This is a genomic window from Sinorhizobium garamanticum (genome assembly GCF_029892065.1).
Classification (GTDB): Bacteria; Pseudomonadota; Alphaproteobacteria; order Rhizobiales; family Rhizobiaceae; genus Sinorhizobium; species Sinorhizobium garamanticum.
Genome location: NZ_CP120373.1, coordinates 2,886,166 through 2,908,457, shown reverse-complemented (window position 1 = coordinate 2,908,457; position 22,292 = coordinate 2,886,166). Strand labels below are relative to the sequence as shown.

General features: G+C 62.3%; 19 protein-coding genes and 1 pseudogene. 12 read left to right on the top strand and 8 right to left on the bottom strand.

The window, feature by feature from the left end; genetic code table 11:
- Window positions 1-136: 136 nt before the first annotated feature.
- Both PZN02_RS13550 and PZN02_RS13545 read left to right on the top strand, forming a co-directional pair.
- On the top strand, window positions 137-793 hold the full coding sequence (locus PZN02_RS13550; RefSeq protein WP_280658494.1) for a phytochelatin synthase family protein: 657 nt from the start codon (window positions 137-139) through the stop codon (window positions 791-793).
- Between the two features lie 178 nt (window positions 794-971).
- Window positions 972-2,771: an adenylate/guanylate cyclase domain-containing protein gene (locus tag PZN02_RS13545; RefSeq protein ID WP_280658493.1), complete on the top strand. Its 1,800-nt coding sequence runs from the start codon at window positions 972-974 to the stop codon at window positions 2,769-2,771.
- A gap of 356 nt (window positions 2,772-3,127) precedes the next feature.
- On the opposite strand, the gene ftsZ is transcribed toward PZN02_RS13545, so the two are convergent.
- The 7 genes from ftsZ to PZN02_RS13510 form a co-directional block, all read right to left on the bottom strand.
- On the bottom strand, window positions 3,128-4,171 hold the full coding sequence (gene ftsZ / locus PZN02_RS13540) for a cell division protein FtsZ (RefSeq protein WP_280658492.1): 1,044 nt from the start codon (window positions 4,169-4,171) through the stop codon (window positions 3,128-3,130).
- A gap of 226 nt (window positions 4,172-4,397) precedes the next feature.
- Window positions 4,398-4,799: a cupin domain-containing protein gene (locus tag PZN02_RS13535; RefSeq protein WP_280658491.1), complete on the bottom strand. Its 402-nt coding sequence runs from the start codon at window positions 4,797-4,799 to the stop codon at window positions 4,398-4,400.
- Between the two features lie 101 nt (window positions 4,800-4,900).
- On the bottom strand, window positions 4,901-6,607 hold the full coding sequence (locus PZN02_RS13530; protein ID WP_280658490.1) for an HAD family hydrolase: 1,707 nt from the start codon (window positions 6,605-6,607) through the stop codon (window positions 4,901-4,903).
- A gap of 338 nt (window positions 6,608-6,945) precedes the next feature.
- Window positions 6,946-7,554 carry a glutathione S-transferase family protein gene (locus PZN02_RS13525; RefSeq protein WP_280658489.1) on the bottom strand — a complete coding sequence of 203 codons (609 nt, stop codon included), beginning with the start codon at window positions 7,552-7,554 and terminating at the stop codon, window positions 6,946-6,948.
- A 535-nt stretch (window positions 7,555-8,089) separates the two neighbouring features.
- Window positions 8,090-9,130: an ABC transporter ATP-binding protein gene (locus tag PZN02_RS13520; protein WP_280658488.1), complete on the bottom strand. Its 1,041-nt coding sequence runs from the start codon at window positions 9,128-9,130 to the stop codon at window positions 8,090-8,092.
- Window positions 9,118-10,848 (bottom strand): ABC transporter permease, encoded by a 1,731-nt coding sequence (locus PZN02_RS13515; RefSeq protein WP_425336292.1) that lies wholly within the window; start codon window positions 10,846-10,848, stop codon window positions 9,118-9,120. Before PZN02_RS13515 ends, PZN02_RS13520 begins: the two co-directional genes overlap by 13 nt.
- A 286-nt stretch (window positions 10,849-11,134) precedes the next feature.
- Window positions 11,135-12,115, bottom strand: coding sequence for an ABC transporter substrate-binding protein (locus PZN02_RS13510; RefSeq protein ID WP_280658486.1), 981 nt, complete (start codon window positions 12,113-12,115; stop codon window positions 11,135-11,137).
- Between the two features lie 255 nt (window positions 12,116-12,370).
- On the opposite strand from PZN02_RS13510, the gene PZN02_RS13505 reads away from it, so the two are divergent.
- The 3 genes from PZN02_RS13505 to PZN02_RS13495 all read left to right on the top strand — a co-directional run bounded on the left by PZN02_RS13505 (window position 12,371) and on the right by PZN02_RS13495 (window position 15,083).
- Window positions 12,371-13,525: an AAA family ATPase gene (locus PZN02_RS13505; RefSeq protein WP_280658485.1), complete on the top strand. Its 1,155-nt coding sequence runs from the start codon at window positions 12,371-12,373 to the stop codon at window positions 13,523-13,525.
- Entirely contained in the window at window positions 13,485-14,306 is an 822-nt protein-coding gene (locus tag PZN02_RS13500) for a DUF4435 domain-containing protein (protein ID WP_280658484.1), read from the top strand. Before PZN02_RS13505 ends, PZN02_RS13500 begins: the two co-directional genes overlap by 41 nt.
- Before the next feature lie 351 nt (window positions 14,307-14,657).
- On the top strand, window positions 14,658-15,083 hold the full coding sequence (locus PZN02_RS13495; RefSeq protein ID WP_280658483.1) for an NUDIX hydrolase: 426 nt from the start codon (window positions 14,658-14,660) through the stop codon (window positions 15,081-15,083).
- A 274-nt stretch (window positions 15,084-15,357) separates the two neighbouring features.
- Here PZN02_RS13495 and PZN02_RS13490 read toward each other — a convergent pair whose 3' ends face one another.
- Window positions 15,358-16,023 carry a DUF924 family protein gene (locus PZN02_RS13490; protein ID WP_280658482.1) on the bottom strand — a complete coding sequence of 222 codons (666 nt, stop codon included), beginning with the start codon at window positions 16,021-16,023 and terminating at the stop codon, window positions 15,358-15,360.
- A gap of 91 nt (window positions 16,024-16,114) precedes the next feature.
- Between PZN02_RS13490 and PZN02_RS13485 the strand changes: the two genes are divergently transcribed.
- The 7 genes and pseudogenes from PZN02_RS13485 (at window position 16,115) to PZN02_RS13455 (ending at window position 21,943) form a co-directional block, all read left to right on the top strand.
- Window positions 16,115-17,017 (top strand): LysR family transcriptional regulator, encoded by a 903-nt coding sequence (locus PZN02_RS13485; RefSeq protein WP_280658481.1) that lies wholly within the window; start codon window positions 16,115-16,117, stop codon window positions 17,015-17,017.
- Between the two features lie 304 nt (window positions 17,018-17,321).
- On the top strand, window positions 17,322-17,531 hold the full coding sequence (locus PZN02_RS13480) for a cold-shock protein (RefSeq protein WP_153441409.1): 210 nt from the start codon (window positions 17,322-17,324) through the stop codon (window positions 17,529-17,531).
- A 147-nt stretch (window positions 17,532-17,678) separates the two neighbouring features.
- Window positions 17,679-17,966 carry a cold-shock protein gene (locus PZN02_RS13475; protein ID WP_280658480.1) on the top strand — a complete coding sequence of 96 codons (288 nt, stop codon included), beginning with the start codon at window positions 17,679-17,681 and terminating at the stop codon, window positions 17,964-17,966.
- Between the two features lie 147 nt (window positions 17,967-18,113).
- A complete protein-coding gene (gene rpsU / locus PZN02_RS13470) occupies window positions 18,114-18,350 on the top strand; it encodes a 30S ribosomal protein S21 (RefSeq protein ID WP_153441407.1) in 237 nt (78 codons plus the stop codon).
- Window positions 18,351-19,059: 709 nt separating this feature from the next.
- Window positions 19,060-20,181 carry an AI-2E family transporter gene (locus PZN02_RS13465; RefSeq protein ID WP_280658479.1) on the top strand — a complete coding sequence of 374 codons (1,122 nt, stop codon included), beginning with the start codon at window positions 19,060-19,062 and terminating at the stop codon, window positions 20,179-20,181.
- Window positions 20,182-20,303: 122 nt separating this feature from the next.
- Window positions 20,304-20,647, top strand: a pseudogene (locus PZN02_RS13460) (efflux RND transporter permease subunit); the annotation flags it as partial.
- 222 nt (window positions 20,648-20,869) lie between these two features.
- Window positions 20,870-21,943, top strand: a complete 1,074-nt coding sequence (locus tag PZN02_RS13455) for a diguanylate cyclase domain-containing protein (RefSeq protein WP_280658478.1) — start codon at window positions 20,870-20,872, stop codon at window positions 21,941-21,943.
- Window positions 21,944-22,292 lie beyond the last annotated feature (349 nt).

The window sequence follows — 22,292 nt, the reverse complement described above, 5'->3', positions numbered from 1 at the left end:
ATTGTTCCTACTGCATGTTTCCTTAAATCGTATCCGATTTAAGGATAAAACATGCAGCACTTCAAAGTGCTACAGCGTCCTTTGCGCGTCTGACAAGACGCGCGGCGCTGTAGTCTGCCCGGTCGAGGTCCCCGCCATGAAGCGCGGTCTGGTTTTCGCCATAGCGGTCGGCGTCTGCGTGCTTTGCGGCGCTGCCTATTTCGCCGCTGTCCCGTCCGGCGTTTCGTCCGAAGCGATCCAATCCGCTGTCATTCGCACGCCGGAACTGGTGGATCGCGCCTGGCAGCTCCCGGTGGCCGCCGCGTTCGACAAGGACATCACGTGGCAATCGAACGGCTCGCGTTGCGGCCCAGCCAGCATCGCCAATGCGTTCCGCTCCATCGGAGAAGAGGAGACGACCGAAGCCGAGGTCCTCGAAGGCACGGGCAAGTGCTGGACCGGGTTTTGCTTCATGGGGCTCGCGCTCGATGAACTTGCCGAAGTCGCGCGAGCGAAGACCGGCCGGAAGGTGTCGGTTCTGCGGGATCTGACGGCGGAGGAGTTTCTCGAGCATATGAAGCGCGCCAACGATCCCGGCCGCCGCTACATCGTCAATTTCACCCGCGAAAAGATCTTCGGCGACGGCGTCGGGCACCACTCCCCGGTCGGCGGGTATCTGGAGGCGGAAGACATGGTCTTCGTTCTCGATGTGAACGAAAATTACAAGCCGTGGCTGATCGAACGGGAACGGCTGTTCTCGGCAATGGATACATTCGATGGCGACAGCAAGCGCGGCTTGCTGCTGATCGAATGAGCGGCCGACAAACCCCTGAGCATCGGCCGCCTTGATGGACTCCCGATCCTGCGATTGTTACTCTTGCGGACTGTTTCCTTCAAATGGAGGCGATTTAAGGAAACAGGCAACGAATCAAAGTGCTACAGCGGCCTTCGTGCGTTGAAAGGGCGCGACCGCGCTGTAGGAGACGGGGCGTATGAAGCGGCGGCTGGCAGCAATCCTGGACGCGGACTTTTCCGGCTACAGCCGGATGATGCGGCATGACGAAGCCGGCACGTTCGCGGCGTTGAAGGCCCATCAGACGGAGGTCATTCTTCCCGCCATCGCCGGACACGGCGGCCGCGTCGTCAGCCACATCGGCGACGGTCTGCTCGCCGAGTTCTCGAGCGTCGTCGAGGCGGTCATCTCAGCGATCGAGATCCAGCAGGCAATGCTCCGGCGCAATGAGACCGTGGATCCCGACCGGCACATGCACTTGCGCATCGGCATCCATCTCGGCGACGTCATCATCGACGATGACGGCATCCACGGCGACGGCGTCATCGTCGCCGCGCGGCTCCAGGAGATCGCCCCGCCGGGCGGCATCTGCCTGTCGCAACAGGTCCACGACCATATCGGAGCAAAGCTCGATCTTCCCTTGACCGATCTCGGCCGCTGCACGCTCGCCGACATTCGCCACCCGGTTCGCGCGTGGCGCTGGATGCCGGACGAAACGCACGGCACCCCGGCTGCGGCTCGAGCCGATAGTGGGGCGCGATCCGACCGTCGCCCGTCCGCCCTGCCCGACCGCAAGCGGCCGTCGATCGCCGTGCTACCCTTCATCAACCTGTCGAGCGTCGACGAGCAGGAGCATTTTGCGGACGGCTTCACCGAGGAGCTCATCCACACGCTCGCGCGCTGCCGCTGGCTGCAGGTCGTCGCCCGCAACTCTTCCTTCGCCTCCAAGGGCAAGCCCGTCGATGTCCGGAAGGCCGCCGAAGACCTTGGCGTCAAATACGTGATCGAGGGCAGCGTCCGGCGCTCCGGCGACCGCATCCGCATCACCGCCCAGTTGCTTCGCGCGGAAAGCGCCACCCTTCTCTGGGCGGAGCGCTACGACCGGACGCTCGACGACCTCTTCGTGCTCCAGGACGAGATCGCCGGCGAGATCACCGGGACGGTCGAGCCCGAGCTCGGCATCATTGAATTTGCCGCGCTGCGCGGACAGACGGCCGCCGACATGGATGCCTGGGACATCTACCTGAAAGGTCTCTGGCATCTCTACAAGTTCAATCTGGACGACCTGAAGATCGCGAAGGAGCTCTTCGAGCGCGCAACCAGCGTCGATCCGACATTCGCGCAGGCCTATGCGCGGCTCGCCTATGTCCACATCCAGCTCGGCTGGTACGGCGCCATGGATGAGCGGGGCGCCAGGATCGCCGATGCCATCCGGCTCGCGGAGCGGGCGATCGCGCTCGACAGCCGCGAGCCCGCCGCTCATCTCGCGCTTGGCCGGGCGCTGGCGCTGCGCGGCCAGCCGGAACGCGGCATCAGGCATCTGCGCAATGCACTCGAACTCGATGCGAGCTTCGCGCAAGGCCATTTCGCCCTCGGCCAGGCCCTTTGCTACGTCGAACGCCCCGAGGAGGGCATCGCCGAAATCAACGAGGCGTTCCGGCTGAGCCCGCGCGATCCGCATCTCTGGACGTTCCACAACATGCTGGCGATTGCGCATTACCAGTCGGGCCGGCTCGTGGAGGCCGAAGCCGCCGCCCGCGCTTCGCTCAGGCAGGAAAACACCACCTTTTGGCCGGCGATGGTGTTGACGGCCGTGCTCGGCGCCCAAGGCAACGCCGAGGCGGCGCCTGCGGCGCTCGCCGAGCTTCTAAAATTCCGACCGGAGATGACGCTCGAAAAGGCCCGCGCCGAATTCTATTTCGGCGGCATTCCGGCGATGCCGGAACACTTCATCGACCGTTTTGCCGCCGACCTCGAGCGAGCCGGGCTGCCGGGATAGAAGCATTTTCAGGCGAAGCGCAAAGCGGTTCGCCGTCCGGAAATGCGCACGAACAAAAACATTTCCAGGCGAAGTCGAAGCGACCGGAAATGTCTTACAGCGCCGTGCGTCCTTTCAGACCCACGATACACACGAGCAGCCAGCCGCTGCCTCGATCGTGCGCAACAGGTCAAGCGACTTGATGAGGCGAAAAAAGTCGGCCACCCCATTAGGCTACTGTCGCGAACCTGAGACAGTGCCGGAGAAGCCGCGACGCGAGAGGACTCGCCTTTCGCCGCCTGCTTCTCCGGCTCCCCCGCCTAAGCAATTCCAGGAAAAGTGTGCGATGGCTTCCCCTCCGGAATTGCGTCAAGAAACTATTGCAGCGTGCGCGGCGGAACCTGTGCCGGCTGGCCGTTGACCATCTCGGGCTGGCCCTGAATGTCGCCGGTCGTGCGCGGGCTGTCGAGACCTGTTGCCACCACGGAGACGCGGAAGGTGCCGTCGAGCGTCCGGTCGAAGATCGCGCCGACGACGATGTCGGCCTCGTCATAGACCTCCTCGCGGATGCGGGTGGCCGCCTCGTCGACCTCGAACAGCGTCATGTCCATGCCGCCGGAGATCGAGACCAGCACGCCCTTGGCGCCGCGCATCGAGACTTCGTCGAGCAGCGGATTGGCGATCGCCGCCTCCGCCGCCATCATCGCGCGGCTCTCGCCGGTCGCCTCGCCCGTTCCCATCATCGCCCGGCCCATGCCCTTCATCACCGTCTTCACGTCGGCGAAGTCGAGGTTCATCAACCCCTCCTTGACGATCAGGTCGGTGATGCAGCTGACCCCCGAATAGAGCACCCGGTCGGCGATCATGAAGGCGTCGGCAAAGGTGGTCTTGGCATCGGCGATGCGGAAGAGGTTCTGGTTGGGGATGACGATCACGGTGTCGGCGCTCTCGCGCAGCCGATCGATGCCCATCTCCGCCGTCTGCATGCGCCGCTTGCCCTCGAAGCTGAAGGGCTTGGTGACGACGGCCACCGTCAGGATGCCGGCCCGCCGCGCCGCCTCGGCAATCACCGGCGCCGCCCCGGTGCCGGTGCCGCCGCCCATGCCGGCGGTGACGAAGCACATATGCGTGCCACCCAGATGATCCATGATCTCGTCGATCGATTCCTGCGCCGCCGCATTGCCGATATCCGGCAGCGATCCGGCACCGAGACCCTCGGTAACGGCGGTGCCGAGCTGGATGCGCCGCTCCGCCTTCGACATCGAAAGCGCCTGCGCGTCGGTATTGGCGGCAATGAAATCGACGCCTTGCAGGTTCTCCGCGATCATGTTGTTGATGGCGTTGCCGCCCCCGCCGCCGACACCGATGACAGTGATTTTCGGACGCATCTCCGTGATGATCGGCTTCTTGTACTCTGTCATGGCTCTTCTCCTTGGGCAGTTTCGCGGGGTCGTAAGAGGCTCGTCCGTCCCCCGGAAACTGCGACGAAAGCGGTGCGGGCGCGAATCAGTCACCTATTTTAGGAACTCAAAAAGGCCACGGAGAAGGCAAGAACGGCAAAAACGAGGCAAGTCCACAGCTACGTGCGGCCAGACTCAGAAATGGCAAGCGCGTATCGGCAGGGGCCAAGGCACGCGGGGCGACTGTCTATGTCTGCTCGATTGGCGACGGCATCGCCCATCGACGAACCGGAGGTTCGCGCTCGTCGAACGCCGCCTCGAAGCAGGCGGAAGCGAGGACCGCATGCATATGAAGCGTCGCCGGACCTATGTTGCGAAAGCCGTGCCGGAGGCCCGCGGGAACGATCAGTGATTGACCGGGCGTCAGAACCACACGGTCCGCTCCAAGGCGGATCTCCGCCTCGCCCGCCAGCACGGTCAGCACCTCCTCGACGAAATGGAAGTGGTCGGGCGCACCGGCACCAGGCAAGACCCATTGCTCGAAGATGCAAAGCTCCCTTGCGCCCACGGTAGCGGCGACATTCATTCGCGTCTGAACGCCCGGGCGCCATTCCTCGAGTGGCTGGTCGGCATGCGAGAGGATTTTCATCTGTAACCCCTTGCAAAAGACGGTTGCCCCACCTCTTTCGTTCCCAATATACACGCGTCCGCAATCGTCTCGCGCACGAGATCGGCGTGGCGTAGACGGCACTACCCCAATGCCGGTGCCGTGTAGCGGCGGCGCACGGCCTCTGCGATCCTGTCGCGACTTTCGGCGGGCGAGAGCGAGCGATCTTCCTCGACCCCTGCGGCTTCCTCTGCCAGCTCCGCATCGCCGATGCTTTCCTCGAACCATTGCGAGTAGTCGCCGCCCCTTAAGTGATGCTCCCAGGTCTCGTCATTGATCCCCTCGGCAATCTGCAGGAAGGCCGTCAGGTTGTGGGCGCGCAGGTTCATCTCCTGCTCCGGGCCGCGGAAATAGAAGCTCGCCTCCTCGTCCAGATGGCCTTCGGCATATTTGCGCGTGTGCCGCTTGCGGGCCTGCCGCGGCTTTTCGACCCGGATTCGCCGCACGGGCGCGGCACTCGAGCGTTGCCAGAAAAGCACCTCGTCGTCCGCCTCTGGCTCGTCAAGACCGTCCGGCGGCGCTTCTCCCACAGCCGCGCAAAGAGCTTCGATCGCCTCGCGCGCTGCGGGACCGAATGCCGCGACGGCGGTGACTGCCGCAAGCACATCTGGAGAAACGGAATCCGGATGAACGGTGATCATGATCATACCCGAGCGGTCGTCCGCGAGAGCCAGCGAAGCGCTGTCGCGTGACGCCGGCAGGGCGAGATGCGCCTCGTCGATGATCAGCCAGTGTGGCCTGCCCGTCTTGGCGCGAAAGGCCGACAGGGACGGCATCAGCTTGGAGAAGAACTCCGGATGTTCCTCGACCTCGAGGCCGAGCGCATTGATCACGACATTGTTGTCCGGATTGGCGAGGAGTTCCACGATCTCGCTCTCCGTCGGCGGTACCAGACTGCTGCCGACGGTCACGGTACCCTCGAGGCCCTCATAGTCACCTTCCGCATCGAAAACGCAGAACTGTGAGCGCCGCTCCTGCAGCCGCTCCGAAACGGCGGTTACCAGCATCGACTTGCCGCTGCCCGAACTTCCGGCAATCAGCAGCACGTCGCGCGGCCCGATTTCGGCCGGTCCGTCGTCGTCCTCGCCGATCGGGATCCGGTGGCGCTTGTTGACGCAGAGCGCATGGTCGCGCTCGATGATCTCGGCGATCAGTTCCTCGACGCCCTCGCCTCGCGCGCCGACGAGCACCAGATCGGCCGTATCCTTCAGCGCCGGCAGGGCATTCGCGACCGCGACGCCACAGCCGACCGTCCGCAGCAGCGCGTGATCGTTTTCCGCATCGCCGACAGCCACGACGTTCAGGAAGGAAAGCTGCATCTCCTCGATCGCCGATTTGAGCCCGGTCGCCTTGTTGACGCCGCTCGGAAGCACCATCACTGCGCCCTTGTTGAAAATGATCTCGAGTTCAAGGCCAAGTTCGTTGATTGCTTCGAGCGCGGCGGTTTGATGCGGCTCCCAGGTGGCGACGATGGAACGCCCCACGGATATGTTGTCGACGCCCTTCTGCCGCAGGCGTGCGACAAATTCCGGCGGCGGTGCGGGCGCGATCAGCTTCTCTTCGTCGCTATCGGGCGTATAGAGCAAGGCGCCGTTCTCCACGACGACCTTGTCGAAAAGGTCCGTGTGGGGGAACACCCGCTTCAGATCCGGCAGCTCGCGCCCGGTAACGAGCAGGAGCTTTCGGCCGGTCTCCTTCAGTCTCTTCAAGGCCTCCAGCGTTTCCGGCCTGACAGCGCCGTCTTCAGCCAGCGTGCCGTCGTAGTCTGTCGCAAGGGCCATGAGATACATTTGCTCGCCGCCTCTGTTGCTGGCGGCGCGCTCGGTTGCTCCCCGCCGCCGCCGTTGTTGTGCCGCTGAGAGGAACGTGCAGGCGTGGTGCTGGTTCCCAGGCCCTATGTCCGATTTGTTGAACAGGCTAACCCGAAGCGGCCGGACGCTCGCAGCGGCAAGCGACAGAGCTAGAGCCCTTCAGGGTTAAATGGAAACAGCTCTGTTGGCTCAAACGGAGTCGGATGGTCGACTGGCCGGCGCGCGGCGTAGCCAAAGCATACGGCAGAACTGCTTCCATTTAGCCCTGAAGGGCTCTAGCCCACCGCCGGCCCGTCAAATCACCCAGCGTTCCCGCCTTATGCATCCCAGCTCGGCCGACTCCTCACCCGCTCGTTCCAGCGCTTCACATTCTCAAGCGTATCCGGGATTTCCATGCCGAAGACCTCGCCCAGCCAGCCGCAAACGCCGGCGGTAATGTCGGCGATCGAGAAATCCTCACCTGCGAGGAACGGCCGGCCGTCGGCAAGCTCGCGGTCGAGCCAGGCCCATTTCTTCGGCACCGCCTGCCGCTCGGTCTCCGCGAAGGCCGGAAACTGCGTCAGGCGATCCTTGAAGAGCTCATCGGAATGGAGCGCGACGTTGCCGATCGTGGCCAAGATCACCAGTTCCGCCCGCCGGTTCCACATCTCGACCTTGGCGCAGCTGACGGCATCGGTGCCGAAGAGCGGCGGCTCGGGATGCGTCTCCTCTAGATACCGGCAGATCGCGACGCTTTCGGTGATGATCGTGCCGTCGTCGAGCTCCAGCACCGGGATCTGCCCGAGCGAATTGAGCTTCAGGAAGTCCGGTGCCCTGTGCTCGCCCTTGAAGAAATCGATGTTCACCATCGGCAGCGTGACGCCCTTTTCCGCCATGAAGATGCGCACGCGATAGGAGCTCGGTCCCATGCCCTGGTAGAGCTTCATTGTTTCCTCCCTTGGTTGGTCAAGCATTGTTCGCACTATCGCATTATTGATTGTATAAAGCAACCAGTTACCTTTTTGATGCAGTTTTTCCGGCGATGGAGGCTCCACCCTCGCGTCATCACGGACAGGCCGTTCCATCATCGTCGGGCTCGCCCCCGTACCTTGGGCGAAGTTCTGGCCTGCCCACTCCGTCATCCTCGGGCTTGACCCGAGGATCCAAACACAAGGCGCTCAAACCTTGATGATGGATCCTCGGGTCAAGCCCGAGGATGACAGCAGGAGAGATCGTGCACCTGCTTGCATTGGCATCCTCTCGCCACTAACCCTGGCACCGTCCATCACCCCAACTCCCTCACTCCTGTGCTTGTCACAGCAGTCCAGCCGCGCCTCGTCGGCAGCGCGGGACACTTTGGGCATCGGTGAACCGAACCCTTGGTGAAGATCAAATGGAGCGGCGACGCGGGCGTTTGTAGGGGGACCGCACCACCAACTCAACAGACTTGTAGGGAGCAAGGCACCGCCGCCACCGCCACCCTCACAGACGCCAGCCGCTCGCGATCACGAACGGCACCGCCTGTCCCTCCGCGATCGCCACGCTGCTGTAGGCCTTCAGCCGCTGGCCATCGCCGAGCGCAAGGTCGAGCGAGAAGCGTTCGCCTTCGAAGGCGCACGACATGACCCGCATGAGAATGCCGTCGGTGCCGCGGTGGACGTGTTCCGGCCTAACCAGCACGTCGGCAAGCGGCCCGCCGGTCGCACCATTTGCATCGCGCCACCCGAGCGCCTCGCGGAACACCGGCCAGCCGAGCTGCCTTTCGCCGGTCTCCGCCAGCGGCAACCGCAGGATGCTGCCGCGACCGATGAGGCCGCCGACGACGCGCCCCTCCGGCCTAGCATAGATCTCTGCCGGCGGCGCCACCTGGAGGAGCCGGCCTTCCGACATCACCGCGACGTCGGTTGCGAGCGACATCGCCTCGGCCTGGTCGTGGGTGACGTAGACCATGGTGGCGCCGGAGCGCTCGTGGAAGGCGCGGAAGGTCTCCTCCATTGCTTTGCGCAGGTGCTGGTCGAGATTGGCGAGCGGCTCGTCGAGCAGCACGACATCCGGCTGGGTCACGAGGCAGCGGGCGAGCGCCACCCGCTGGCGCTGGCCGCCGGAAAGCGCTGACGGCCGCCGCTCGGCAAAGTCGGTGAGCTTGACCAGCGCCAGCGCGTCGCCCACGAGCTTCTGCCAGGGCGCACCGGAAATGCCCCTCACCTTCAAGGGATAGCCGACGTTCTCCGCGACCGTCATATGCGGCCAGAGCGCATAGGACTGGAACACCATCGCCATGTTGCGCTTTTCCGGCGGCAGCGCGCGCTCGGCGTCCGAAAGCCGCCGCTCGCCATAGAAGATCGAACCGTCCGTCGGCTGCTCGAAGCCGGCGATCATGCGAAGCACCGTCGTCTTGCCGCAGCCGGAGGGGCCGAGGAGCGCGAGAAAGGCCTGCCGGCGCAGCGTCAGCGAAACGTCCGCCACCGCCGGCCGGCCGCTCCCGAAATCCTTGGTCAGGTGGTTCAGGATCAGTTGCGCCACGGCAGCACGCCCTCCGGCAGGTACTTTGCGAAAAATTCGAGCGCCGCCATCAGCGCGATCACCAGGACGACGACGAGCACCGAGAGCGCCGAGGCGAGATCGGACGAGCCGCTGTCGTCGAGATTGAAGATCGCGACGCCGAGCGTCTGCGTGCCCGCCGACCAGAGCAGCGCCGAGACGGTCAACTCATTCGCCGCGATCAGGAAGACGAGGATGACGGAGGCCCCGGCCGCCGGCGCAATCATCGGCAGCAGCACATCGCGCATCCGGCGGGAAAAGCCCGCGCCGGCAAGCCTTGCCGCCTCCTCGAGCGAGGGGTCCATCTGGAGAAACGCGCTCATGACAGGCTTCAGGCTGACGGCGAGGAACGAGGAGAAATAGGCAGCGAGGATGATCCAGATCGTGCCGTAGAGCGAGAGGCCGACGACCGGCAGCGGTGCCGCGAAGGTGAGGATGAAGGCGACGGCGAGCACGATGCCGGGCAGCGCATAGGGAACCTCGATCAGGATGGCGATGAGATTGGCAAGCACACCCTTCCGCCGCGTCAGGAGATAGGCGGCCGGCACGGTGACCACCAGCAGGCCGAGCGCCGCGGCCGAGGCGAGGAACAGCGAATTTTTGAGCGCCGTCAGCGTGATCGACTGGCGGAACAGGATTTCGCCATAGGCGCTGAGCGATACGGTGTTGAGATTGAGCGGCACACCATAGGCCGGCACCAGCGAGCTTGTGACGAGCGCCAGGAGGGGCGCGACAAGCACCAGCGCCAGCACCGACCAGAGCAGCACTTCGAGAGCAATGCGCAAGCGCCCGAGCGCGAAGGCGGTGCGCACGCCGGAATGGCCGATCAGGCGATAGTCGCGGCCAGAAAGGGCGCGCTGCTGCACGATGAGCCCGCCGGCGGAGATCGCGGCGATCAGCGTCGAGATCAGCGCGATCTCGCCGAAGGTCGCGGCGCCGAAGCTCGCGAGCCGGCTGAAGATCAGCGTCGGCAGCGTCTCGATGCCGGCGGGAATGCCGAGGATCGCCGGAATGCCGAAATTGCCGATGCCGGAGACGAAGGCGATCGCCCCGCCGGCGATTAGCCCCGGCATAGCCAGCGGCAGCACGATATCGCGAAAGACGCGGAACGGACCGGCGCCCGCAAGCCGCGCCGCCTCGATGCCGTCGCGCGGGCTTGCCGCAAGCCCGGCTTTGAGCGCCAGGAAGACGAGCGGCGCATGCTGCACGCCCAAGAGAAGCGCGATGCCGGAAAGCGAATAGAGCAGCTGCGGGCTGCCGAGCGGCGGCGCAAGCCCGAGCGTCTTGAGCAACGGGCTCGCCGGCCCCGACATCTCCACCCAGGCAAGCGCCGTCACCTGCGGCGGGATCATCATCGGCAGCATGAAGGCGAAGCTCAAAATCAGCTTGCCCCTGATGTCGGTGAGCGCCGCCGCGAAGGCGAAGAGCGAACCGAGGACGAGCGAGACGACCATGCCGCCGGTGGCGGTGATGAGCGTGTTGCGAAGCGCCGCGAAGGTCGCCGGCTCGAAGATCAGCCGCGCCGCCTGCCCGTCGACCAGCCCACTCAAGCCCGCCCCGACAAGGCGGGCAAGCGGCAGCACCGAGAGCAGCAGCACCGCACAAAGCACGAAGGGCAGAAGCCAGGCCGGCTCGCCGGACGACGCCCGCCGCTTGCGGGCGCGGAAGGCGCGCCCTGCCCCGCTGCCGTGCGGCGGCATCACCTTGAGGGAGCCATCTTCCGTGACGTGAGGCATCGCCGGCAGCTCGACGCCGCTTAACGCGCGCGTCAGTTCGCCGGGCAGTTTTGCGGGAGTCGTTTGGGGAGGCCGGCTTTCCGCCGCCTCCCCACCGCCGAAGAGAGACCGCAATGGGCCCGCCACCCTCGACAGAAAGCGTTGTGGCGGCTTCGGCAATTTCAGTCCGGAGCCGCCTTCCGCATCAGATTCCACCGGCGCACCGGGGCGCCGGCTGCGGGCGATCTCGTCCGCTCGCGTCATGAGGCGATCAGTTCATCCCGAAAATGCCGGAGAAGGTTTTGAGGGACGCTTCGGAATTCTTGACCGCCGCGGCAGCATCGACCGGCAGCACCTTGATCGTCTCGCGGGCCGGATAGCCTTCCGGCAGCGCCACGCCGTTGCGGGCCGGGATATAGCCCATCTTCACCGCAACCTTCTGGCCTTCCTCGGAGAGGAGGAAGTCGACGAATTTCTTCGCGGCATCGACGTTCTTCGCGGTCTGCAGGATGCCGACCGGCTCGGTGACGGCGGAAACGCCCTCGGCCGGGAAGACGAATTCCACCGGCGCGCCCTTGGCCTTCTCGCGGATCGCCATGAAATCGACGAGCATGCCATAGGCCTTCTCGCCGGTCGCGACCGCCTTCAACACGCCGCCATTGCCGCCGGCGGCCGTCGCGCCGTTTTCGGCAAGCGCCTTGTAATAGTCCCAGCCGAGGCCGGGAATGGCGGCCAGCGTCTCGGCATGGATGAGCGCGGCACCGGAGGTGAGCGGGCTCGGCATGGTGACGAGGCCCTTTGCTTCGGGCTTGGCGAGATCCTGCCAGCCTTCCGGCTTCATCCCGGCAGAGGTGTTGTAGACGATGCCGGTGGTGATCATCTTGGTCGAGTAATAGGCGCCATCCGCATCGTAGAGCGCGGCATCATAGCCCGCCACCTCGGGCGACTCGTAGGGCAGCAGATGCCCGCCCTCCTTCAGCCGCTGCATCGTCACCGTGTCGGCAATCAGAAGCACGTCCGCCACCGGATTGCCCGCCTCGATCTCGGCCATCAGCTTGGCCATGATCTTCGTCGTCCCCTCGCGCACCCACTCGACCTCGACGCCGGGGTTCGCCGCCTTGAACGCATCCACTGTCGCCTGCGCATCCTCGTTCGGCTGGCTGGTATAAAGCACCAGGCTTTCGGCATAAGCCGCAGTGGAAAGAAGGCCAGCAACGGCTGCTGCGGCAACGGCGGAGAGAAGCGTTTTCATGGGATTGCCCTCGGTGGGAGAAAGATGGGGCCGAGGGATAGAGCGGGTGTTTTACAGGGGTGTGACAGGGGGAGAGAGTCAAAGTCAGCTTTGCGCCAGAAGCAGACCTCACCTTGAGTCTCGAATGCGGTCTGATGAGGAGCAGTGTTAAAAAGCATCCTCCTTTTCGCTTGCCGTTAACTAAAATGAACCCTGTGTGCTTGTATTGGGAGTGTGTATGTGAGGGAACATTCGTGAGGATTGCAGAGGGGTGTCATGAAGCTCATAACAGTTGAAGTTGAAGGCCTTCTCGGCCGCACCGGAGTTGTCAGAGCTAGATTCAATGACGATCTTAATATCGTTACCGGCCGGAATGGGGCAGGGAAGACAACCTTCTTAAAGCTTATTTGGTATGTCTTGAGCGGAAATATCAGTCAAGCCGTATCCGAGATACAGTTCAACCGCATAGACCTGAAGACTTCGGAATATAGATGCGAAATAACGCGCATCAACCCAAGCACTTGTCGAGCAGAGTTCACTGATGCTACTGGTGTACGTCGGTCGATCGAGGATGAATATGGTCATGAAGACAGGCCAGATTTCGTTCTTTCGGATGCTCGTGACGTACTGGCGGAGCTGGTAACCCCGGTCGGCTCCAGTCTTTTCTTTCCGACGTTTCGCCGGATAGAAGGGGGCTTCACGATGGGAGGGCCGAAAGGACGACTTGGACCTTCAAGCGGCCCGTCACGACAGCTTGAAGATGCCATGAGTGGTCTGGCTCGAAGAATGTCAAACAGCGATCATTCTTTCGTCACGTCTATCTCAACGATAGACATCGAAAGTCTGCTTCTGAAGCACTACGCTGACCTCTCGGAGGAGTCGAACCGTCTCCAGCAAACAGTCTCGACCGAGATGATTGATGTTATCAGGCGGTACAAGAGTGTCCCACTTGAGATAGCAGAGGGTGAGACGGAGGCTATAGAAAGCGCAAATCATGTAATCAATTCCGTCCATCAGCAGATCGAAGAAATGGAGACGAAACGAAAAGCAATAATGGCTCCCATGGAGGCGATCCAAAAGCTCATCGCCCAGTTCTTTCAGCATTCAGGAATAAGGTTCGGGACACGACTGAATTTTGGGGACGCTGCTAGCGCCATCAATTCAGATTCGCTCTCGGCTGGCGAAAAGCAAATGCTCAGTTTCATATGTTACAATGCGTTCAAGAGGGATTGCATTGCCTTCATAGATGAGCCGGAGCTTAGCTTGCACGTCGATTGGCAAAGATTGATTTTTCCGACCCTTCTGAAGCAAAAATCAGGCAACCAGTTTATAATTGCCACGCATTCTCCGTTCATTTACTCAAAGTATCCTGACAAGGAAATAAGTATAGATGGAAGTAGCGATCGCGGCGACAACCTCGTTGTGGAGTAATGCTGCCGTGAGTAAGATTGAGCTTACAGTGCCAGAGATCGTGGCGACTATAAAAAAATCCTCTATTATGAATATCGTGATCGAGGGAAAAGATGATGTAATAGCTTATCGGAATATCGAGGATCGTGCCGGAAGTGAACTCGGCGTTGTCGCTCTCTTGGTGTCCGCTGGCGGGCGCGACAAAGTCTTACAAATACACGATGCGCTAGTGAATGACGCGGCTTATACTAGATGCCTTTTTATTTGCGATCGGGATTTTTGGATTTTCAGCGGAATTCCCATAGAATATCAATTGAATAAAATCCTCACTACAGAAGGATATTCGATCGAGAGCGATCTATTCAGAGACTATGACCTCACGAACCTTCTTACGAGTGGTGAGCGACCGCAATTTTTAGTCGAAGTGGAATACTTCAAAAGATGGTTTTCATACAATGTGGCTCGAAAGCTTCGAGGCGAAAGCGTTAGCATTTCTGCGCATGTGAACGAGGTCGTAGATCAGCGACTGGACGAGCTTGAGCTAGAAACCGCGTTCGTTTCACCTGGACATTCACTTGCTGTCTACCAAACTATTTGCTCTGATCCAGTAAGATTTTTGCGCGGCAAGTCGTATCTCGCGCTGTGCGTTAGAAAGTTAAGTGCATCTGACAGAAGACCCAAGCATAGTTCTCTTTCACTATTTGAACATGCAGTTGCGGCGCGTGGGGCGCTCCTGCGACGTCTTGAGGATTTGGTAATAGATGCCTTGCGAGGGGACGTTCAGACTCAATCAGTTCCGTAAGCGTCAAGCTTACCACGCGAGAAAACCTAAACGTGTGGTAATAGACCTAAAACATTTGTAGCCGAAGCGGCATCGCTTCGGCGTCGGAGAATGCGATAGACAAATATACTAGAGCAACTCCGATGAGCCGCGATACACTTGAGTTGCCTGAATTACGCTTCACAGCCTCTGAAACATAGGCGTAAGACATCTTATAGCGACATACTAGCGTCAGACGACGGTCGGCAGAACAGTTGGGCTTCGCTAAATGAGAGGTTTGCGACAATTTCGATTACCACTTTGGGCCAAGAGCGTTCATCGACGCTTGCCAACCGCGATTCAGCTCCGCAATCACGACTCAAGGTTCGAAAATTGACCACAATCCGCATCGCCGCCGCCCTGTTGATCCGCCCCGACGGCCACACGCTTCTCGTGCGCAAGCGCGGGGCAAGCGCCTTCATGCAGCCGGGCGGAAAGATCGGCCCCGGTGAAACGCCGGATGCGGCATTGGCGCGGGAGCTCAAGGAAGAGATCGATCTTCACGTCGAGCCGGCATCCTTCGAGGTCCTGGGCCGGTTCAGCGCCGAGGCATCCAATGAGCCGGGACATCGCGTCCATGCGGATGTCTTCCTCGTCAAAACGGAACAGGTTCACTTCCACCCCGCGGCCGAAATCGAGGAAGCGAAATGGGTGTCGCCGTTTGACATTGACGGCGTGGCACTCGCCCCGCTCACCGCGGACCAGATCCTTCCGCATTACCGGGAGCTGATCGGGGGGCGGAGCACACGCCGCCGCTGACTACGGATGGCCTGGCAGCGGCGCCAAGCGAATGACAGGAAGTTGGAGTAGCCCGAGGCTTTTGTTGCTTGCCTCGGATGCGGTAGCTCGCTGAGTTGAAAACAACGACATCGAAGCTCACGTCGTCGCAGGAGATTCGCCTATACGACAGCGCCGCGCGTCTTATCAGACGCGCAAAGGACGCTGTAGCACTTTGAATTGCTGCATGTTTTTATCCTTAAATCGGCTACGACTTAAGGAAACATGCAGGAGGGGTCCGCTCGTCGCCCCCTTCTCACCCCGCAAACCCACCCGCGTCGAGAAACCGCTGCTCCTCTTCCGTCATCGTCCGCCCGAGAATCCCGTTCCGGTGCGGGAAACGGCCGAAGCGGCGGACGATATCCCGGTGGCCTATGGCGTGGGACAGACTCGGCTCCCCGAGGCGGCGGGCAAGTTCGACGGAGCGCTCCTGGTCGGCAAGCTCTTCCGAATGGCCGAACGGGAGATAGAAGAAGAGCTGCAGGTCGGCCGGTCCCTTGAGATCGTAACCCGCGTCCACGGCGGCGCGTGCGATGCCGAGCGCCAGGGCGTCGGTCTCATACATGCGCGGCGTGCCGCGAAAGGCGTTGCGGGGGAATTGATCGAGGAGAAGAAGGAGCGCCAGCGTCTTCTCCGGCGAAACCGTCCAATGCAAGAGTTCGCCGCGAGCCGCCGCCTCGTGGCTCGCGAGGAAGCGCTCGCGAAAGGTGCGATCGAACTCCGGCTCCTTGGCAAACCAACGTGTCGGCCCCGCGTCGCGCCAGAAGTTGATGACCGCCGCCGCCCTATCCTCGCCGGCGAGCGCCTCGCGCAGCCGCGCGTTGACGGCCGTATCGGCACGCGCCGGCGGCTGGCCCCGCCCCTCCGCTGGCTGCAAGCTGCAGAGCGCCAGGGTTTCGATGTACCCGATGAAATCGCTCATTTCGTCCTCCAGGCTATTGGGAGACCGCACCGGCCTCGCCGGAAACCTACGACGTTGTGGATACTGAATGAAGTGATATGATTTCAGCATTATGCTGAATGAAATCGACCTATCGCGCGCCGACCTCAACCTGCTGGTGCTCTTCGAAACAGTACTTGACGAGGGGAATGTCGGCCGCGCCGCCGAAAGGCTGAACCTCTCCGCCTCGGCCGTCAGCCACGGTCTCGGCCGCTTGCGGCGGCTGCTCAATGATCCGCTCTTCCTGAAGACTCCGAAGGGCGTGGTGCCGACCGATCGCGCCAAGGAACTGGCGACGCCGATAGCCGATATTCTCGCGCGGGTGAGAAGCGTCATCTCCACGGCCGAGCCCTTCGATCCGGCGCGCGCCCGTCGCCGCTTCACGATCGGCACGGCCGATGGCTTCTCGGTTTTCCTGCCGCCGCTGCTCGACGAGATCGCCCGCAACGCGCCGGGCATCGATCTCGTCGTGCGTCACATGCAAATGGAGACGGCGCTTTCCGATCTCGATGGGCGGCTGATCGATGTGGCGATCGCCCCTTTTTACGAGCTGCCGGCTCGCTTCACCGGGCAACCGCTTTACGAGGAAGAGTTCGTCGTCGCAGCGCGGAGCGGCCATCCCTTCCTCAAGAACCCGACGATCGAGAACTATTGCCGCATGCAGCATCTGCTTGTCGCCCCCAGAGGCGACCTCCGGGGCCTTGTCGACGAGCTGCTCGAAAGCCGCGGTCTTTCTCGCCGCGTAGCCTTGGCCGTGCCGAATTTCTTGCTGGCGCTCGATCTCGTCAGCAAGACGCAGCTGATCTGCTTCCTGCCGAAGCGATTCGTCGCGATGCATGCGGAGCGCTTCGCCGTCGCCACCACAAAGCTGCCGCTGGGCCTCGGCAGCCCCAGCGTCCAGGCGGTTGTGCCGAAGGCGGCGCTGATGGACGCCGGTCTCGTCTGGCTCCTCGACGTGCTCGGACGGCCTGGTTAGCTCGTCTGCACCCCACTCTCAACCCGCTGCCTACCCACCTCGGCCAGCGTGTCGATGATCCTCCGAAACATTATCTCGGGTTCCAATCGGGCTCGATCGTATTTCCGCATCCTCAAAAGCCCGTCTTCCCGATTAATTTCCGCCCGTCCATTGCATATCTGGCAATAACGTCTATATAAGGCCAGTCGAACATTGCTTGTGACCTTTGCCTTAGCGCCGACGCGCTCGACAGATTTCCTCTCAAATATCGATCTAATCGGATGAATCTTCGTCCGGAAACTCCAACGATTGAAAGGAAATCGTTATGAATTCAGGCACCGTAAAGTGGTTCAACAGCACCAAGGGTTTTGGTTTCATCCAGCCCGACGACGGCACGACGGATGTGTTCGTGCATGTTTCTGCGGTTGAACGCGCCGGAATGCGCTCGCTCGTCGAGGGCCAGAAGGTCAGCTACGACATCGTGCGCGACAACAAGTCGGGCAAGAGCTCGGCCGACAATCTGCGCGCCGCGTAATTTGTCATTCGCATTCGCCGCCGCTGACCACGGATGTACTGGCAGTGGCGCGCGCGAATGACAGGAAGAGGTCGGGGTAATGCCCGGCCTTTTTGCTTTGCCGCCGAAAGTTCTCGGCGCCGGAAGTTTCCGGCAAAGGAGATGGTGATGAGCCGGAACAGCTACAGCGTTGGCGATACGGTCGTGCTCAGGGCCGACCTCACCCGGACGGCGAGCGCCGACAGAAGATGCCGCATTGTCGGGATCCTGCCGGCGGCCGAATACGGCGAACCGCAGTATCGCGTTCGCTTCGGCACCGAAAACTTCGACCGGCGCATCTTCGAGGGCGATATCGATGCCACCGAAACGGACTTGCCGGCTCGGCAGGACGACGAGGCGGCGACGGTCAGCGGTCAGCCCTGGCTCAAACCGTTGAGCACCAAAGCAGCCAAGTGAAGCTATCACTTGAGCCAATCGTTTCCGGGCGACGCCAGCCGGTGCGCCGTCCGTAATGTCAACCGGGGAGCCCCCTCTCCGCATCAGACGCAACCGCGTCCAATCAACGCGTAAAACGGCACCTGCCGTTGAAAGGAAGGACAGACTTTGCAAGTACTCGTCAGGGATAACAACATCGAGCAAGCCCTCCGCGTTCTGAAGAAGAAGATGCAGCGCGAGGGCGTTTTCCGCGAAATGAAGGCGCGCAGCGCCTACGAAAAGCCGTCCGAAAAGCGTGCGCGCGAAAAGGCTGAAGCCGTACGCCGCACCCGCAAGCTGGCCCGCAAGAAGCTCCAGCGCGAGGGCCTGCTGCCCGGACCCAAGAAAGTGGCCCGCGCCCGCTAAACCGCTCCCGCTACAGTTTGTCCTTAAATCGGAACCGATTTAAGGGCAAATACCTGCAGCAATTCAAAGTGCTACAGCGACGTTTTGCGCGTCTGAACACAGTGCGCGGCAGTGGCGTAACTGGGTTTGGCGGATACTTTTTTCGCCCTCACCACATCAGTTCGGTGGCGCGCGGCCAACCCCGGACCCCGTCATCCCTGTGCCTGTCACAGGAATGAGGACGGAGGAGAGCCTTACCGTACCGCAACCGACGAGCCGTAACACGCTGCTGTCGTATACTGTGGCGCTGCAGACCGGCGCCGGCGAAGGGATCTTCACCCTCGCGCCGGGCCGCTCGCCCTGCGGACTTTCCCGTGACGATCCAGAACGTCGGCGTCCGCGTCTCGGGCTCCCACACTTCCACACTTCCACCAGCACCACCCGCGCTGTACACTCCGCTTGCCGCCTGATCCTGTCCTCACCCGGACCAGAGCAATTCCAGGAAAAGTTGTGTAAAGGTTTTTCCGTCCGGAATTGCGTAGTTTCAAAGAGTTGGATCACGCGGCCATGCCGGCCGTTGCGGGGGCAAACGGCGGCGGGCGTTCCTCGCCCCTACAGCGCCGCGCGTCTTATCAGACGCGCAAAGGACGCTGTAGCACTTTGAATTACCGCATGTTTTTATCCTTAAATCGGGCCCGATTTAAGGAAACATGCAGTGGGGGAAGCAGCCATGGATGATGTGCAAACTCCGGTCAAAGCGGATGCGGGCGCAAGCAGCCCGGTCAGCTCGGCGTCGATCGAGCCGCGGGTCACCGAGTTCCTGCGGCTCGGCGTGCTGGCGCTTTTCGCCTATTGGTCGTTCACGCTCATCGCCCCCTTCGCGATCATCGCCATTTGGGCGGGCATTCTCGCCGTCGCGCTCTATCCGGTTTTCAAGGCGCTCACCGCGCTCCTGGGCGACCGCCCTCGCCTCGCGGCGGCGGCGATCACGCTCGTCGCCCTCGCGGTGATCGCCGGGCCGCTGGCGGCCATTGCGCTGAGCTTTGCGGAAGGCGTGCAGGCGCTCATCGCAAAGCTCGCCGCCGGCACCTTCTCCGTGCCGGCACCGCCGGATGCCGTGCGCGACTGGCCGCTGATCGGCGACTGGCTCCACGCCACCTGGAGCCAGGCCTTGGGCAATCTCGAAGCGACGCTGCAGCGCCTCGCGCCCTCGCTCCTTCAAGCCGGCGGCACGGTGCTCGGCAAGATCGCCGGCATCGGCGTCGACCTCATCGGCTTCATCGTTTCGGTCATCATCGCCGGCTTTCTCTTCCGCCCCGGCCCGCGGCTTGGGCAAGGGCTGAAGCTCTTCGCCCGGCGGGTCGCCGGCGAGCGCGGCACCGGCTTCGTCGATCTCGCCGCCGCAACGATCCGCAATGTCGCGCGCGGCGTGATCGGCGTGGCGCTGCTGCAGGCGCTGCTTGCCGGGCTCGCCTTCTCGCTCTTCGGCATTCCCGCGGCGAGCGCGCTCGCCTTCGCCGTCCTCATCTTCTGCATCATCCAGATCGGTCCCGCGCCGGTGCTCCTGCCAGTTGCCATCTGGGCCTGGATGTCCATGGAGACCGTTGGCGCCCTCGGCCTGACGCTGATCCTGGTCTTCATCGGGCTCATCGACAACGTGTTGAAGCCGATGCTGGTCGCCCGCGGACTGAAGACGCCGATGCTCGTCATCCTCGCCGGCGTGATCGGCGGCACCATCTCCCATGGGCTGATCGGCCTCTTCCTCGGCCCGATCGTGCTCGGCGTCTTCTACGATCTCGTCGTCGCCTGGATGGGTTCGGCCCGGCGGGAGGACGAGGCGAAGCCGGTGTGATCGCGCCCGAGACGCAGCCTGCACGTCGCCGAGACCTGTCGATAACTGATCAATCTCAAGTTGCGTGACTTGCAACGGCGAAGTGCTCTGATTTCAATACTCCAGCGGAGAATAAGGGCCGCCTCGAATTCGCAAAATTCCAGCGCGAGAAAGGCGCTGGCATCGTCGAGGCCGCCGTCGAGGGCGCGCGCACCCGCTTCCGCGCGGTGATGATGACGAGCTTCGCCTTCATCGTCGGGCTGATCCCGCTGGTGACGGCGGCGGCATGCTCGCCGCCTCCCTCCTCGGCATCTTCATCATCCCCGCCCTCTACGTCGTCTTCCAGTGGCTGCGCGAACGCGGCCACAAGCTCGCCGGGCTGAAAGAGTACGGCACAAGCGTGCCGCCGCCGGCAAGGGAAGCCGCCGAGACGCCGGACGAGTACGGGGAGCCGCAGCGCACCCCTGCTTCGGTCGGGCAGGATTGAGGGCAACCCCTACCAAAATCCACAACCCCAAACATTCTCGCTATTCCCTTCACCCGCCTTTAACGTGCGTCCAGTTACTCTCGGCCGCTCGATCGGATGCATCAGGCATCGTTCCGTCCGCATGATGCGGGATCGAAGATCCTTGCCTCCTTTTCCGATCCGAGGTTTCCGCTTCATGCGTCCCGTCCCGCATCAGTCGCTTTTCCTGAAAGGTGCCACACCATGGCTGTCGTGAGCCCTTCCCCGAAACATATTGCGCAGCAGATCCGCCGGGACGTTTATTACAATGCCTTCGCCACGTTGGAGCGGCTGCAGATCGATGCCTCGCCGATCAATTACGAGCTGATGTGCGAAATCATCAGCGGCAACAATCCGGAACTGCGCGAGAAGTTCGCCCGCCTTGGCCGCGACGTCACCGAGGAGGATCTGGACATATTGGCGCGCATGTACCTGCCGCATCATTTCGGCCAGTCGAAAGTCGAGGAGTCCGCCACCCGCATCCAGACCGAGCTCTCGACCTTGAAGGAGTCGTTGCAGTCGGGCCAGACCTCGCTCTCGAGCTACTCGAGCATGCTCGGCGAGGCGAGCGGCAATTTCTCCGCGATCGATCCGGGCGACACCCAGAGGATCCAGTCGGAGCTGCAGGCGATCCGGGCGGCGACCGACATCCAGCGCTCGAAGAGCGACGAGATGCTGGAAAGCGTTTCGACCCATATCTCGGCGGTCACCGCGATTAGCGGCGATCTCGACGATTTCGAGCGGGCGAAGTTCACGCACGCCGCCACCAATCTCGCCAACCGGCGCGGCTTCAACCGCAAGCTCGCCGAGCTTTACGGCGAGCGCTATCCGGACGGCGCAGCGCTCATTCTCTGCAATCTGCTGGCGCTCGAACCCTTCGAGAAGAAGGAACTGATCAAGCTCAAGGAAGCGATCCTGCAGCGGCTCGGTTCCGTCGTCTCGCAGACCATTCACACCACCGATTTCGCCGCCTGGCTCGACCGGCCGCAGATCGGCATTCTCGTCGCGACCACCAGCGAAGCGGAAATCCAGCGGATCGCCGAGCACATCCGCACGAACTGCCTGCGCGCCTTCAGCGGCCAGCGGCCGGGCATGCCCGCCGTCACCGCGCATTTCGGATGCAGCACGACCTATGACGCCGATACGGCGGCGAGCCTCTTCATTCATGCCGAAACGGCGCTCGAAACCGCTACCGACCAGGCCGACGAAGCCGTCGTCTTCTTCTTGGACAGCAAGGCCGGCGGCCAGCGCAAGGACTGGTCCCTCTACAAGCGCTGACCTATCCGCCCCGATTGGCGCGCTCACCGCGCTCGCGCCGCCCCCTCTTCTACTAGCACCTTGAATTGCTGCATCTTCCCTGATCGGATCGGTTGAGGGAACGTGCAGCCATTCCCATTTCACGGCCGCAATCGTCATCTGCTTTCGCATCTCTGGCCAATCACAGTTGCTAATTTACCAGCCATTAATGGAGCTTCGCTTACTCTAGGTTGTTCGACAGGACGCGGTCGCGTCAGTCAAACCGCATGAATGGCGGAGTCGGACGGCGATACCCCTCGCTGCTGCATATCGATACGAGGCCCCGGCCTCACGCGTACCTGTCCGACCGTCGTCCCAGGTGCATTCGCCT

Bases quoted from the DNA above. Each gene is read 5' to 3' on its own strand.
- PZN02_RS13480 (WP_153441409.1), top strand. From the start codon at position 17,322: ATGAATTCAGGCACCGTAAAGTGGTTCAACAGCACCAAGGGTTTTGGT.
- PZN02_RS13510 (WP_280658486.1), bottom strand. From the start codon at position 12,115: ATGAAAACGCTTCTCTCCGCCGTTGCCGCAGCAGCCGTTGCTGGCCTT.
- PZN02_RS13535 (WP_280658491.1), bottom strand. From the start codon at position 4,799: ATGAAAATCCTCTCGCATGCCGACCAGCCACTCGAGGAATGGCGCCCG.
- PZN02_RS13550 (WP_280658494.1), top strand. From the start codon at position 137: ATGAAGCGCGGTCTGGTTTTCGCCATAGCGGTCGGCGTCTGCGTGCTT.
- PZN02_RS13545 (WP_280658493.1), top strand. From the start codon at position 972: ATGAAGCGGCGGCTGGCAGCAATCCTGGACGCGGACTTTTCCGGCTAC.
- PZN02_RS13485 (WP_280658481.1), top strand. From the start codon at position 16,115: ATGCTGAATGAAATCGACCTATCGCGCGCCGACCTCAACCTGCTGGTG.
- PZN02_RS13525 (WP_280658489.1), bottom strand. From the start codon at position 7,554: ATGAAGCTCTACCAGGGCATGGGACCGAGCTCCTATCGCGTGCGCATC.
- PZN02_RS13500 (WP_280658484.1), top strand. From the start codon at position 13,485: ATGGAAGTAGCGATCGCGGCGACAACCTCGTTGTGGAGTAATGCTGCC.
- PZN02_RS13455 (WP_280658478.1), top strand. From the start codon at position 20,870: ATGGCTGTCGTGAGCCCTTCCCCGAAACATATTGCGCAGCAGATCCGC.
- PZN02_RS13530 (WP_280658490.1), bottom strand. From the start codon at position 6,607: ATGTATCTCATGGCCCTTGCGACAGACTACGACGGCACGCTGGCTGAA.
- PZN02_RS13490 (WP_280658482.1), bottom strand. From the start codon at position 16,023: ATGAGCGATTTCATCGGGTACATCGAAACCCTGGCGCTCTGCAGCTTG.
- ftsZ (WP_280658492.1), bottom strand. From the start codon at position 4,171: ATGACAGAGTACAAGAAGCCGATCATCACGGAGATGCGTCCGAAAATC.
- PZN02_RS13505 (WP_280658485.1), top strand. From the start codon at position 12,371: ATGAAGCTCATAACAGTTGAAGTTGAAGGCCTTCTCGGCCGCACCGGA.
- PZN02_RS13515 (WP_425336292.1), bottom strand. From the start codon at position 10,848: ATGCCGCCGCACGGCAGCGGGGCAGGGCGCGCCTTCCGCGCCCGCAAG.
- PZN02_RS13475 (WP_280658480.1), top strand. From the start codon at position 17,679: ATGAGCCGGAACAGCTACAGCGTTGGCGATACGGTCGTGCTCAGGGCC.
- PZN02_RS13465 (WP_280658479.1), top strand. From the start codon at position 19,060: ATGGATGATGTGCAAACTCCGGTCAAAGCGGATGCGGGCGCAAGCAGC.